Below are 12520 nucleotides of genomic sequence, written 5' to 3' on the forward strand. Positions count from 1 at the left end.
GTCGCGACGCTCGAGTATGTGGCCGACGAGAAGCGAAGAGAGAAGCCGTTACTCGTTTCCGAACATCTGGCGCATCATCGGGTGCATCTCCATGAGTTGCTCTTCGGCGATCTCCTCGTAGAGCTTGTAGGTGATCGACACGGCGAGCAGCAGTCCCGTCCCGGTGACGGCCCCGATGGTGCCGAGCATGTTGGCCATGACCGCGAGCAGGCCGACGAGCGCGCCGCCGATGACGGTCACCTGCGGAATGTACCGCTCCATGACCTTCTCGATGACGCCGACGTTCTGGCGGAAGCCGGGAATCTGCATCCCGGAGTTCTGGATCTGCCGTGCGGTCGCTTCCGGACCCATGTCCGTCGTCTCGACCCAGAAGATGGCAAAGATCGCGCCGCCGGCGACCATGACCGTCACGTCGATCGCGACGCGGATCAGTATCATCCACCACTCCTGGGTAACGGCGCCAGTCCACCACATCCAGTCCTGTGGGGAGTAGATCGGTGCCAGATAGTAGAAGAACCCGCTCACGGGCTGGCCCTCGGAGTAGACTCCCAGCCAGGCGGGCATACCGGCCCACTGACTCTGGAGGATCTGGCCCATGAACTGGACGTTCGCCTGCACTGCACGAACGAGGATCATCGGCAGGACGCTCGCGTAGATGAGCTTCACGGGGAAGCGACCGCGAGCGCCCTTGACCCGGGCGTGACTCAGTGGAATCTCGACGCGGACGGACTCCGCGTAGACGACGATGCCGAAGATCAGCACCGTCGTCACCAGCGCGACGATCTGTCCCTCGCCGAGCAACAGCGTGTTCAGCCCGTCACCACCGACGATCGACCCGACGGTAATCTGGCCGGTGATGATCGCGTACCAGTTGTAGAAGAACCCGCCGGTACTCGGCTGGATCAGACCGGTGACGAGCTTCTGGCTCACGCCGGCGATGATGAACAGTCCGATACCGCTGCCGACGCCCCACTTGCTGACGACCTCGTCCATGTAGAGGATGAGGACACCGCCAGCGAAGATCTGGGCGAACAGCAACAGCTGGACGCCGGTCTGTCCGAGCGAGAGCCCGCCGAGCTGGAGCGACGGCTGGGCTGGGAGGAAGCCGCCGGCGAACACCATCGGCAGCGCGGTCAGCACCACCATCACGATCACGAGCAGCTTCTGCAGGCCCTGGTAGAGCACCTGATCACGCGGATCGTCGGTGTCGAGGCCGAGCAGGTTCGCCCCGCCGAGCAGTTGCAAGACGATGCTCGCCGTGACGATCGGTCCGATACCGACCTGCAGGAGCGAGCCCTGCTGACCGGCCAGGATCGAGCGGAACTCACCGAAGAGGTCGCTCGCTTCGCCGGTCTGCAGACCGAGCAGCGCGATGTTCGTCAGGAAGAAGTACAACACGAGAATGCCCGCCGTCCACGCCAGCTTGCGCTTGAAGGGGACGTGCCCCTCCGGACGACGAACCGCGGGCATCCGCGTCAGGACCGGTTCGGCAGCTTCCTTCCATCCCATAGTTTACTCCTCGTCCTGTTCTGTTTCGTCGGCGGCTTCTTCCGCCCGGTCGGAGAGGACCGCCTCGCCGCCGGCCGCCTCGAGTTTCTCGCGGGCCGCCTCGGAGAAGGCGTCCGCCGTGACCTCGAGCGTGTTGCGGACCTGGCCGCCGCCGAGTACCTTCACGACGTCGGCCTCGTGACCGTCTTCGACGACGTCACGAGCGTCGATCTGGTAGCCGTCGCCGGTCTCCTCGGCGAGGCCGTCTGCGGCGTAAAGGATCGCGTCCTCGTCGAGCTTCTGGACGTCGATCTCGAGGACCTCATCGCGGATGTCGTGTGGCCGCTTGAAGCCGTGTTTGCCCTTCGGTTCGTAGTTGTGGAACTCGTGTTTGCTCCGCCCGGCGCGACCGCGTCCGCCACGGTGGCCTGCACCACGGCGGTTCTTGTGGGTGCCGCCGCTGTGCGTTCGCGAGCCGCGCTGGCGTCGTTTCTTGCTCGTCATGGTTATCGCATCGAGTCTAGGAGGGCGTTAATTTCCTCGGTTGTATGCTTTCCGAGTTGGCCTCCTTCGACCGTGGGGTGTTTGATGCCGTCGTGACCGCCACGCGGTGGGTGCAGTCGCAGCGTCGGCGACAGCCCCTGCTCGCGAAGCGTCGTCTCTTCGGCCAACAGCGCCTCGGCGAGGTCGGCGAAGTCGTCGTAGTCGGTGTTCTCGGCGAGCCACTCCTCGTCGACGTCCGACTGTCGGCCCTCGAGCGGTTCGGCGCGCTTCGTGAGCACCGTCTCGAGGACGTCCGCGCTGGGCTCGCCGTAGGCGACGTAGTCGTTGACCTTCGTGATCATCCCGCGGTAGGCGTCGGTGTCCGGCACGACGGTCGCGTGGTTGACCTTGGGGACGTTGAGCATGTCGAGCGTGTCGTCGACGGCTCCTGATCGGTCGACTTCACCGCGAAGCTGGACGATCGCTTTCATCGTTCGACCACCTCACGCGTCTGCGGTCGGCGCGACTGCGAGGCGTTCTCGAGTGCGTTGAACGTCGCCTTCGCGAGGTTCACCGTGGTCCGGGTGTTGCCGTGGCTCTTGGTCCAGGCGTTCTCGATCCCGGCGAGCTCGAGGACGGCGCGAACGGTGTCGCTCGCGGCCAGTCCCAGTCCTTCGGGTGCGGGGATGAGCTCGACCTCGACGGAACCTGCCTTCCCGGTCGTCCGGTGGGTCAGCGAGTGCGGTCGGTCAGAGCGGTCCTCCCAGGACCCGGAGCCGCGGGGAACCTGGATCATGTTCAGCTTGGCGATACCGATTGCCTTCTGGATGGCAGACCCGACCTGGTCGTCGCGGCCTTCGGCGTAGCCGACGAAGCCGTCGCGGTTGCCCACGGCGACGACACAGCGGAACTTCACCCGCCGGCCGGAGTCGGTCATCCGCTGGACCATGTTGATGTCCAGCACTTCGTCGTCCAGTCCGGGGAGGAGCTGGTCGACGATCTCGGGTTCCTTCAGCGGGAGCCCCGAGTTGAGGGCGGTCTCCATCGTGTCGATCTCGCCCTCCTGTACCTTCCTGCCGAGTCGGGTGACGGGCTGCCACCCGTCTTCGTAGTCGTTTCCGCTCATGATTCTAGGATTGCCTCTCGCACTTCGTCGAAGTGCTCGGGTAGTTCGGTGGCGACGAAGTCACCGCCGTACAGCGGCTCGTCTAACTGTTCGGCGTACTCGGCGATGTGTTCGCCGCGAGTACGCGACCAGTCGGCCAGCACGCTGTCGTTGTGCGGGATCTCGAGGCCAGCGTCGATCGCTCCTTCCTGTACCGCGAACACCTTGTTGCCGGGCGTCGCCGTGTTGAGGCCGATGTCGAGCACAGCCTCTTCGACGCCCGCCTCGAGCGCTCGCTTGCCGGCCAGCAGGCCGGTGAGATACGCTGCTGGGAGGTTACCCGTCGGGGCTTCCCAGCCGTACTCTGCAAGGTCACTCGAGTGTGCGCTCGCGTGCGTCTCGTCGCCCTGGAGGCCGGGGGAGATCAGCTGCGCCGTAGTGTGCTTGTTGCTCTTGCGAGCGACCAGCCGGGGCTTGCCCGATTTCAGCAGGCGCAACCTCTGATGGTAATCCGTCCGGACCTCGCGGCGACGGCGCATCGGCACTTTGTATCGTGGTCCTGTCGCCATTATTCGTCACCGTAGTTGTCGTCGATGTAGTTCAACAGGTACCGGACGCTACGGAACTCCCCGCCGCTTGCCTTCCGGTAGAGCTGGCGGTACTGCGTCGGCGTAATCTCGCCTTTGTCACGGAGTTCTCGGAGCTTCCGGCGCTGTGCGCGAATCTGGTTTTGCCACTGTTCTTTCTGGTTCTGGCGTGCGCCTTTCTTGCCGCGGCGCTTGCCGGGCCCCTTCTGGTGGCCGTAGGCGCGTTTCTCGTTTCGTTGGCGGGCGCGACCGCGCGAGTTGCCGCTGGCGTCTTTCGCCCTGATGAGGCCGTCGTCGACGAGATCGCGGATCTCGTCGCGCGTGATGGCCTCGGCGATGTCGGCCTGGGCGTCGGGGTCGAACCAGACGCGGTTCTTCCCGACGTCCAGGACGTCGGCCGCGAGCCGCTTCTGTGCGCTCAGGTCAGTCATTCGTCAACCTCCACTTCGACGTAGGTCGGGTTCAGGACGCGAATGCCCGCGTCCTCGGCTTCCTCCTCGATCCGCTCGCGCTTGCGCGCACCGACCGAGGAACCGATACGAACCGCCTCACGAGAGCCGTCGACGCCTTCCAGATCGTCGACGTTCTCGACGCGGACCTCCTCGAAGCCACTCGGGTGCTTGCCGCGAACCGCCGTCGGCGTGCGGTAGCCGGCTTCGACCTTCGGGCCCTTGCCTTTGATTCCGCGGCGCTGCTTCGAGAGCCCACCACGGGGGCGACGCCACGACTCCGGCGTGCGCTTTTTCATGTGGTAGTCCTGGCGGTTGAACTGCGGTTTGCCCTCGCGCTTGCGCCGATCGAGCAGCCGCTGTTCGTTCTCGGAGAGGTCGGGCGTCTTCTCGGTGAGCCCGCGCGGACGGAGTTCCGTCTCGACTTCTTCCTCCGGCTCCGCCTCCTCGGCGGCCTCGTCTTCGATCTCGGCCTCGGTCTCCTCGGTGACCTCGAGGTCACCGACGTCGGCTTTGATACGGGCGGCGAGTGCGTTACCGATGCCGTCTGCTTCGGCCAGGTCGTCCTGGGACGCCTCCTTGACGTCGTCGATGGACTCGAAGCCGGCTTCGCGGAGCGCCTCGGCCTTGCTCGCGCCGACACCGCTTATGTCTTCTAGTTCCTGTGGTCCCGATTCCTCGGCACCGTTTTCGTCGTCAGCCATCTATCAGGCACCTCCTTTCTGTGGCTTCTGGGTGATGTAGACGCCGTCCTGGAAGACGCGGGTGTCCTTGCCTTTCACCTTCGTCAACTGCTCGATGTCGGCGGCGGTCTGCCCGACGTGCTCTTTGTTCGGGCCCGACAGCGTCAGCTGTTCGCCGTCGACGGAGACGTCGGTGTCACCGTGGATAGTCGTTCGTCGCTCTGCCTTCTCGCCAAGGAAGTTCTCGATGACGACCTCCTCACCTTCGACGCGGACCTGCATCGGGAAGTGAGAGTAGAAGACTTCCATCTCGTACTCCCAGCCCTCGGTCACGCCGTGGAAGGCGTTTTCGACGTGGCTCTCGAACGTGCCGACGGTCGAGTTCGTCTTCGCGTCGTCGGCGTCGCTCTCGATGACCACGTGGTCGTCTTCGACCTCGACGGAGACATCGGGGTACCAGAGACGGCGCATGACGCTGCCGTTCGGTCCCTCGACGGTCAGATCGAGGTGGTCTACCTCGGCGGTTACGTCCTCGGGTATTTCGAGTTCAACTCGCATGGTTAGTAGACGTACGCGATCACCTGGCCCCCAATCCCCTGCTCTCGGGCCTCGTAGTGGCTCATGATGCCACTGCTCGTCGTGACGACGAGCGCGCCGAAGTCTCGAGCCGGGAGGTATCGCTTCTCCCACTTCTCGAAGTCGTCGGCGCCGGCCGAGTAACGGGGCTTGACGGGGCCGCACTCGTTGATCGCTCCTGTCAGTTCGACCTCGAATCGACCGGCTTTGCCGTCGTCGACGAACTCGAAGCCGTCGATGTACCCGCGGTCGTAGAAGACCTCGAGTACGCTGCCGATCTCGTTCGAGGCGGGCTGTACCTCGTGGGTGAGATGCCCGACGCTCTCGGCGTTGTCGAGCCCCGAGAGCGCGTTGCTGAGTGGATCGTTCCCTGTCATCTGTACTTCTTGAATCCCATGTCGCGGGCGATCTCGCGGAAGCACTGCCGACAGAGGTTGATGTCGTACTTACCGACCAACCCCTGCTTGCGGCCACAGCGTGGGCACTCTTCGTCCTGGCCCGTTCGCTTCGTGGCGTGTTCGCCCGTCTGCTCGTTCTCGCTTTCGCTCATTCTGTGACCTCCACGTCGAAGTTCGCCTCGAGGAACGCGATCGCGTCCTCGGGAGTGAGGCGGTGTTTCGACGGAATCGATCGGGACGCCTTGTCGCGTTTGGTGACGCGGTATCCCGGGCGCACCAGGTTGACGGTGACGTCCAGTCCGTAGATCCCGACGTTCGGGTCGTACTCCTGGCTCGGGAAGTCCGTGTGCTCCTCGATACCGAAACTGAAGTTGCCCGTCTCGTCGAACTGATTCGACGAGAGGTCCGCAAGCGGCAGGGCGGTCTCGAGGAACTCGGAGGCGTCCTCACCGCGAAGCGTGACCTTCGTGCCGATGGGCTCGCCCTGGCGAATGCCGAAGTCGGGTTCGGTTCGTTTCGCCTGGGTGCGGACGCTCTGCTGGCCGGTGACGTCTTCGATGATGTCCTCGGCACGGCCGAGGTCGCGGCCACCCTGACCGACGCCCATGTGGACGACGACCTTCTCGACGCGCGGTTCGCGCATCTCGTGGAAGTCGGCCTCGGCTTCACTCATCGTCCTCACCTCCGACGAAGTTCTCGTCGATGACGACGACGTACTCCTCGATCGTCTCGAACTCGCCGTCGTCGGTCTCGACGGTGACGGTGTTCGAGCCACTGCCGAGCGTGACGTCGATCGACGCGATCTCGCCGATCTTGCCGGCGTGGTTGCCGCGTACGGCGGTCACGAGCGCCCCCTCCTCGTAGGGGAAGTGGGCAACGATTTCCTTGTTCTCGTTGTCGATGACGACCGAGTCTTTCGCGCCGTACTCCTCGGAGTCGACGGTGACGTTCGTTCCGTCGTGTAGCGACAGCTGCGTGTCGCCGCCTTTGACCTGGCGCTTGTCTTCGACCTTGCCGAGGCGGCTGTCCGCGGCGTCGGCGTCGATCGGCGTCAGTGCGAGCCGTCCGCCCTCGTCCGGGAAGACGCGGTAGTACTCTTCGAGTCCCTCGAGCGCGATGATGTCGAACATCCCGATCGGACGGCCCTCGTCGTTGACCGGCTGGCCGTTGACGAGGATCGCGTCCTGACTGAGCGCGTAGCGCGCTTCCTTCCGGGAGTCGACGTGGCCGAGCACGTCCCGCAGCAAGATGAGCAGCGGGACGCCGTCCTCACCGTGTGGGCCGGCGCCGGCTTTCACGGTGAAGGTGTCGGTCTTGCGCTCGACCGGCCAGGACTTCGGTACCGAGAGTCGCTTCTGGTGGTTCGTCATTCGTTATCACCTTCGAGGCGTGCCTCGCGACGGTCGTCCTCGAGGTCGAGGTCCGTGATCCGGACGTTCGACGGCTCGAGCGGCCGGGGGACTTCCTCCCCGTCGGCCGTCTCGATCGTGACGTCCTCGACGTGGATGACCTCCTCTCTGAGATCGACGTTCAGCACTTCACCTTCCTCTCCGGCGAAGTCGCCGCGCATGACTTCGACCGTGTCGCCCGCGTTGACGCGGGTTCGACGTGTGTCGTACTCCTCGCGGAGCTCCTCGGAGAGGGTCGCGTGAAGCTGCTTCTGTCGCTGGTGCAGCGGGGCACGCTCTGCGTTGTTTCGCTGTTTGCGTGGTTGTCGGGTCATACGATCATCGTAGCTGTACTCGCGATTGCTCCGAAGCGCTCTGCGACCTCGCGGGCGATCGGGCCCTTGATCTCCGTGCCACGGGGCTCTTCGTTCTCGTCGACGATGACCGCCGCGTTGTCCTCGAACTTCAGCCGCGTGCCGTCCGGCCGGCGGATCGGTTTCCGCTGGCGGACGATGACGGCCTCGAGGACCTGCCGGCGCATCTCGGGGGTACCCTTCGTGACCGAGACGGTCACTTTGTCACCGATCCCCGCCTTCGGCTGGCGGTTCTTGGTGCCGTGGTAGCCCGAGACACTGATGACCTTCAGCTCTCGCGCGCCCGTGTTGTCGGCACAGGTGACCAGCGAGCCCTTCTTCAGACCCTGCGTGACGTCGGCTTTCATCGCCTCCATCACTGATCACCCGCGTTTTCTTCTGCGCCTTCGGTGACGTCGCCGCTCGCGAGTTCCCGCTCGGGTTCGGCCTGGCGGGTCAGTTCGGCGATGTCTTCCGCAGTCGCTTCTTCGGTTACTTCGACGACCACGTGCGATTTGGTCTTCGACAGTGGTCGGCACTCTGCGATCTTGACCGTGTCACCGACCGAGAGCGGCTCGAGCACGCCCGGCACGTGTGCCGGAATGCGCGAGCGACGTTTCATGTAGCGGTTGTACTTCGGAACCGCCACATCGTACTCTCGTTCGACGACTACGGTCTTGTCCATGTCCGTCGAGACGACGGTGCCCTCGAGGATCTGACCTCGAACGGACAGCTCGCCGTAGAACGGACACTTCTCGTAGTCGTATTCCTCCGGGTTTTCAGGTTCCGGAGGGGTTTCTACGTCCAGTCCTATTGCCATGGTGAATCACCGTTCGTTTCGGTGCGTCGGGCGGGTCGTGAGAGCAGCCGCGATCCATCGACCGTAACGTAGGCCACGCCCTCGCCAGCTCGGTCCGATTCGTCCGAGTGCAGTCCGGACGAATCGGGTTGGGAGTCGGCCAGTTTGAACGTGGTCCCCGATCCCTTCTCGAGATCGGCGGCGTCATCTGTGATCGCGAACTCGAATACCGAGCCCGATTTCGGCACCTGTACCACCCGAGAGCCGCCGTCGTCACGAACCTCTATCTGGAGGGTGTTCGTCGTCTCGATGACGACGATCCCCTCGAGTCCGACCGTCCCGGGGTCGTCGCTCTCGGCGACTCGCACGGGCAGGCCGTTGAGTTCGTGTCGCGGCAGCGTCTCGGGTGTCAGTGCCATATTATTCGTCTGCTTCTTCGAGGTCGCCCTCTTCGCGCTGGATCGTCTTGATCCGCGCGATGGTGCGTTTCAGCTCGCCAATTTCGCCCGGGTTCTCCGGCGCGCCGCCGGCTGCGAGGACTGCTTTGGCGTTCAGCAGTTCCGTCTCGAGTTCCTCGAGTTCCGCCTCGCGTTCTGCGGGCGTCATGTCGCGGATCTCTTCGGTGTGGAGAATCGCCATCAGTCCTCACCTCCCTCGTCTTCGTCTTCCTCTTCCATCTCGGCGACGAGTTCTTCAGCTTCGGCCTCGACGTCCTCTTCGAGTTCCTCGAGGTCCTCCTCGACGTCCTCGTCGGTCGGCACGTCGACGTCCTCGAACTCCTCGTCTTCGTCGCCCTCGAGTTCGTCCTCGATGACTTCCTCGACGACTTCCTCGTCGGCGGCTTCAGCTTCAGCTTCGGCTTCCGCTTCCGCTTCAGCCTTCTCGACCTCCTCGGCCTCGGCCTCGGGTTCGGCCTCGAGCAGTTCCTCGACGCCCTCGTTGGCCTCGACGGCCTCGGGGACGACTTCCTCGGGGTCCATGTCCTCGTGGATACGGAAGTCGTCGGGCAGCTCGGCTCCCGGCGGGATGATCTTGACCGTCACGCCGATGGTCCCGAGCTTCATGACGGCGACGCCCTGGCCCTCGTCGACGATCTCCTCGGCGGGTTCGCCGTTGTGCTTGATGTAGCCCGCGTTGAACTTCTCGACGCGCGAGCGCGCACCCGTGACCTTCCCGGAGAGGACGATCTCCGCACCGAGGGCACCGGCGTCCATGATCCGCTCGAGCGTGGTGTGGCCGGCCTTCCGGAAGTACCAGCCGCGCTCGAGTGCGTTCGCCAGCCGATCCGCGACGATACGTGCGTTCAGGTCGGGTTCGTCGACCTCCTGGACGTCGATCTGCGGATCGTCGAGGTCGAACCGCTCCTCGAGTTCGCTGGTGACCTTCCGAATGTTCTCACCGCCTTTGCCGATGACCATCCCCGGCTTCTCCGCTTTGAGGACGATCTGGGTTCCCATCGGCGTCTTGGCGACGTCCATACCGCCGTAGCCTGCGCGACCGAGTTCTTCTGCGAAGAACTCGTCGATCTGTGACCGCTGCAGGCCGTCCTGGATGAACTGGTGTTCGTCTGCCATTAGTCGTCACCCTCCGCTCGTTCGTCCTCCGGCTCCTCGACGACGATCTCGACGTCGACCTGCGGCGTGTTCCACGCCGACGCACGCCCCATCGCGCGGGGCTTGCGGCCGACCGACTCGCCGACCTTGTGGGCGGCGACGTGAGCGATCTCCATCGACTCGCCGTCGAAGCCCTGGTGGTCCGCGTTGGCGGTGACGTTCTCGAGGAGTTCGAGGAACGCCTTGCTCGCCTTCTCGGGGTAGCGGCCGGCGTCCCAGCCGTCGACGTCCGATCGGTGACCGACGCCGGTGTTGTGCGACTTGAACGGGACCGAGCGCTCGCCGGCGACGACGGCCTCGAGGTACTCGACAGCCTCGCCGACGGTTCGCCCTTTGATCTCGCGGGCGATCTCCTTGCTGTGCTTGTGACTCATGTGACGCTCCCGGAGCATCGCTTTCGCGGTGGTGTCCGGATCCGCGTCGACCGAGTAGTTGATTCCCATGCGTAGATCACTTCAGTGGGACGAACTTCGACGAGCGGGTCGCGCCGATCCCCGCCTGTCCGTGTTCGACGGACTTGCGGGTCAACTGGAACTCGCCGAGGTAGTGGCCGAGCATCTCGGGTTCGACTCTGACGCGCTCGAAGGCCTGACCGTTGTACACTTCGAAGGTCAGTCCGACAAACGCCGGCACCACCGGCATGTCGCGCAGGTGCGTCCGGATCGGCGAGTTGGCGGTCTCTTGCTCGTCTTTCTCGCGGGCCTTCTCGAGCAGCTTCTGGTGCTCGACGCCGAGCCCACGTTCGATACTTCGCCGCTTGCGTGCGGGCAGCAGTTCCGCGACTTCCTCGAGCTCCATCTCCTGCAGCTCGTCGAGCGTGTAGCCGCGGTAGGTGAACTCCTCACCTTCGCGGCCGGTTCTGTACTCCTGACTCATTTGTTACCACCTCGGCCGGTACGGCGCGAGGAGATGTCGCCGACCTTCCGTCCCGGCGGAGCGTCCCGCGAGACGGACTTGGGGCGACCGGGGTGCTGGCGACCGCCACCACCGAAGGGGTGGTCGACGGCGTTCATCGCGACCCCGCGAACGCGCGGCCACTTCGTGCCGCGTGCACGCATCTTGTGATATTTGTTCCCTGCCTTGACGAACGGCTTCTCGGTGCGGCCACCGCCGGCGACGACGCCGATCGTGGCGCGACACTGCGGGTCGAGCCGCTTGACTTCGCCGCTTGGCAGCTGGACGACCGCGGCGTCCCGATCGTGGGTGATCAGGTCCGCGTTGACGCCCGACGACCGGGCGAACTTGCCGCCGTCGCCCGGCTTGGCCTCGACGTTACAGACCGGCACCCCTTCGGGGATCTCCGCGAGCGGGAGCGTGTTGCCCGGCTTGATCTCCGCGGAGATGCCGACCTGGATCTCGTCGCCGACCGCGACGCCCTCGGGAGCGAGGACGAGTCGCTGGTCGCCGTCTTCGAACTCGACGGCCGCGACGGGCGCCGAGCGAGCGGGGTCGTGCTCGATGTCGACGACCGTGCCACGCACGACGTCGTCGTCTTCTTCTTTTTTGTGGTCGAGCTTCGCCTTGTAGCGGTGCGACGGCGCCCGGAACGTGGGCGTGCCGCGTCCGCGTCGTTGTCCGAGGATGCGTCGTCCCATCGTTAGAACACCCCGATCCGCGAGGCGACTTCCTGGGCGTCGTCGTCCTCAGAGAGTCTGACGGTTGCTTTCTTCGTTCCGTCCATCGTTACCTGTGTGTTGACCTTCTCGACCGAGACGTCGAACTGCGACTCGACAGCCGCTGCGATCTCGGGTTTGGCGGCGTCGACGTCGACGATGAACTGGAGCTTGTTCTCGAAGTCCATGTCGTTCATCGCTTTCTCGGTCACGAGTGGGTAGTCGATCACGCTCATCGGTCTGCCACCTCCTCGAGTGCGCTTTCGGTCCAGACAGTCAGCCGACCCGGCTGTGCGCCAGGTGCGAGGTCTTCGGCGTTGACCTCCGCCGCCGTCGCGACGTCGGCTCCGGCGAGGTTCCGGGCCGCCTTCGACGGGCCGGTCTCGCTCGAGGTGACGAAGAGGATCGACTTCGGCGTCTTGTACTTGCGACCGCGGGTTTTCCCGCGACCCGAGCGGACGCTGCGACCCTCGTCGGCGCGTTCGATGTCGTCCGCGAGGCCGGCGTCCTCGAGGAACGCGACGACTTCCTTCGTCTTCTGTAGGTCTTCGAACTCGTCGTCGACGACGACCGGCAGTTCGGCGTCGTCGTCGAACTCGTGGCCGCGCTCGGCGACGAGGTCGGCGTCGGTCGTCGCAGCGATGGCGCTGCGAACGGCCAGCTTCTTCTCTTTCGTGTTGAGCGATTCAGTCCAGTCCTTCTCGGCTTTCGGCGGGTGGGCCCGTCGCCCACTGACGGTCTGGGGGACGCGGCGACCGCGCCCGTTCTGTCGGGGGACGTGTGCCTGACCGCGACCGCTGCCGAACGACTCGGCCGGCGTTCGAAGGCCGGCGAACTCGTCGGCGCCGTAGTCCTGTTTTCGGTTGGCCTGGGCGGCGCGAACGGCGCGGGCGATGAGGTCCGGGCGATACTGGGTCTCGAAGATCGCCGGGAGCTCGACCGTTCCCGCGTCGGCACCGTCCAGGTCGCGTACTGTTGCGTCCAT

At 64.9% G+C, this 12520-nt stretch carries 23 protein-coding genes; all 23 read right to left on the bottom strand.

Annotated elements, in window-relative coordinates; genetic code table 11:
- Positions 1-48: 48 nt before the first annotated feature.
- From secY to rpl4p, 23 genes are read right to left on the bottom strand one after another with little or no spacing between them, the layout of a single operon-like run.
- Complete coding sequence (secY, locus tag MU558_RS00325) at positions 49-1509, bottom strand: preprotein translocase subunit SecY (protein WP_246970891.1); 1461 nt, start codon at positions 1507-1509, stop codon at positions 49-51.
- Positions 1510-1512: 3 nt separating this feature from the next.
- Positions 1513-1992 (bottom strand): uL15m family ribosomal protein, encoded by a 480-nt coding sequence (locus MU558_RS00330; protein WP_246970892.1) that lies wholly within the window; start codon positions 1990-1992, stop codon positions 1513-1515.
- Between the two features lie 2 nt (positions 1993-1994).
- Complete coding sequence (locus MU558_RS00335) at positions 1995-2462, bottom strand: 50S ribosomal protein L30 (protein WP_246970894.1); 468 nt, start codon at positions 2460-2462, stop codon at positions 1995-1997.
- A complete protein-coding gene (locus MU558_RS00340; RefSeq protein WP_246970896.1) occupies positions 2459-3097 on the bottom strand; it encodes a 30S ribosomal protein S5 in 639 nt (212 codons plus the stop codon). Before MU558_RS00340 ends, MU558_RS00335 begins: the two co-directional genes overlap by 4 nt.
- A complete protein-coding gene (locus MU558_RS00345) occupies positions 3094-3645 on the bottom strand; it encodes a 50S ribosomal protein L18 (RefSeq protein ID WP_246970898.1) in 552 nt (183 codons plus the stop codon). The genes MU558_RS00340 and MU558_RS00345 overlap by 4 nt, the downstream gene beginning before the upstream one ends.
- Complete coding sequence (locus MU558_RS00350; protein ID WP_246970900.1) at positions 3645-4094, bottom strand: 50S ribosomal protein L19e; 450 nt, start codon at positions 4092-4094, stop codon at positions 3645-3647. Before MU558_RS00350 ends, MU558_RS00345 begins: the two co-directional genes overlap by 1 nt.
- On the bottom strand, positions 4091-4816 hold the full coding sequence (locus MU558_RS00355) for a 50S ribosomal protein L32e (RefSeq protein ID WP_246970902.1): 726 nt from the start codon (positions 4814-4816) through the stop codon (positions 4091-4093). The genes MU558_RS00350 and MU558_RS00355 overlap by 4 nt, the downstream gene beginning before the upstream one ends.
- Positions 4817-4819: 3 nt before the next feature.
- A complete protein-coding gene (locus tag MU558_RS00360) occupies positions 4820-5353 on the bottom strand; it encodes a 50S ribosomal protein L6 (RefSeq protein WP_246970904.1) in 534 nt (177 codons plus the stop codon).
- A 2-nt stretch (positions 5354-5355) separates the two neighbouring features.
- Positions 5356-5748 carry a 30S ribosomal protein S8 gene (locus tag MU558_RS00365; protein WP_246970907.1) on the bottom strand — a complete coding sequence of 131 codons (393 nt, stop codon included), beginning with the start codon at positions 5746-5748 and terminating at the stop codon, positions 5356-5358.
- The gene (locus MU558_RS00370) at positions 5745-5921 is read right to left on the bottom strand and encodes a 30S ribosomal protein S14 (RefSeq protein ID WP_246970909.1); all 177 of its coding nucleotides are present in this window, start codon (positions 5919-5921) and stop codon (positions 5745-5747) included. Before MU558_RS00370 ends, MU558_RS00365 begins: the two co-directional genes overlap by 4 nt.
- Positions 5918-6442: a 50S ribosomal protein L5 gene (locus MU558_RS00375; protein ID WP_246970911.1), complete on the bottom strand. Its 525-nt coding sequence runs from the start codon at positions 6440-6442 to the stop codon at positions 5918-5920. The genes MU558_RS00370 and MU558_RS00375 overlap by 4 nt, the downstream gene beginning before the upstream one ends.
- A complete protein-coding gene (locus MU558_RS00380) occupies positions 6435-7139 on the bottom strand; it encodes a 30S ribosomal protein S4e (RefSeq protein ID WP_246970913.1) in 705 nt (234 codons plus the stop codon). Before MU558_RS00380 ends, MU558_RS00375 begins: the two co-directional genes overlap by 8 nt.
- Positions 7136-7492 (bottom strand): 50S ribosomal protein L24, encoded by a 357-nt coding sequence (gene rplX, locus MU558_RS00385; RefSeq protein ID WP_246970915.1) that lies wholly within the window; start codon positions 7490-7492, stop codon positions 7136-7138. The genes MU558_RS00380 and rplX overlap by 4 nt, the downstream gene beginning before the upstream one ends.
- Complete coding sequence (locus MU558_RS00390) at positions 7489-7887, bottom strand: 50S ribosomal protein L14 (RefSeq protein WP_246970917.1); 399 nt, start codon at positions 7885-7887, stop codon at positions 7489-7491. The genes rplX and MU558_RS00390 overlap by 4 nt, the downstream gene beginning before the upstream one ends.
- Positions 7887-8330: a 30S ribosomal protein S17 gene (locus MU558_RS00395; protein ID WP_246970919.1), complete on the bottom strand. Its 444-nt coding sequence runs from the start codon at positions 8328-8330 to the stop codon at positions 7887-7889. Before MU558_RS00395 ends, MU558_RS00390 begins: the two co-directional genes overlap by 1 nt.
- A complete protein-coding gene (locus MU558_RS00400; protein ID WP_246970921.1) occupies positions 8321-8728 on the bottom strand; it encodes a ribonuclease P protein component 1 in 408 nt (135 codons plus the stop codon). Before MU558_RS00400 ends, MU558_RS00395 begins: the two co-directional genes overlap by 10 nt.
- A gap of 1 nt (position 8729) precedes the next feature.
- Entirely contained in the window at positions 8730-8948 is a 219-nt protein-coding gene (gene rpmC, locus MU558_RS00405) for a 50S ribosomal protein L29 (protein ID WP_246970923.1), read from the bottom strand.
- A complete protein-coding gene (locus tag MU558_RS00410) occupies positions 8948-9883 on the bottom strand; it encodes a 30S ribosomal protein S3 (RefSeq protein WP_246970926.1) in 936 nt (311 codons plus the stop codon). Before MU558_RS00410 ends, rpmC begins: the two co-directional genes overlap by 1 nt.
- Positions 9883-10365: a 50S ribosomal protein L22 gene (locus MU558_RS00415; RefSeq protein ID WP_246970928.1), complete on the bottom strand. Its 483-nt coding sequence runs from the start codon at positions 10363-10365 to the stop codon at positions 9883-9885. Before MU558_RS00415 ends, MU558_RS00410 begins: the two co-directional genes overlap by 1 nt.
- Positions 10366-10372: 7 nt before the next feature.
- On the bottom strand, positions 10373-10798 hold the full coding sequence (locus MU558_RS00420) for a 30S ribosomal protein S19 (RefSeq protein WP_246970930.1): 426 nt from the start codon (positions 10796-10798) through the stop codon (positions 10373-10375).
- Entirely contained in the window at positions 10795-11517 is a 723-nt protein-coding gene (locus MU558_RS00425; RefSeq protein ID WP_246970932.1) for a 50S ribosomal protein L2, read from the bottom strand. The genes MU558_RS00420 and MU558_RS00425 overlap by 4 nt, the downstream gene beginning before the upstream one ends.
- A 2-nt stretch (positions 11518-11519) precedes the next feature.
- Positions 11520-11771: a 50S ribosomal protein L23 gene (locus MU558_RS00430; protein WP_246970934.1), complete on the bottom strand. Its 252-nt coding sequence runs from the start codon at positions 11769-11771 to the stop codon at positions 11520-11522.
- Complete coding sequence (gene rpl4p / locus MU558_RS00435) at positions 11768-12520, bottom strand: 50S ribosomal protein L4 (protein WP_246970936.1); 753 nt, start codon at positions 12518-12520, stop codon at positions 11768-11770. Before rpl4p ends, MU558_RS00430 begins: the two co-directional genes overlap by 4 nt.

This window comes from Natribaculum luteum (assembly GCF_023008545.1).
Lineage (GTDB): Archaea > Halobacteriota > Halobacteria > Halobacteriales > Natrialbaceae > Natribaculum > Natribaculum luteum.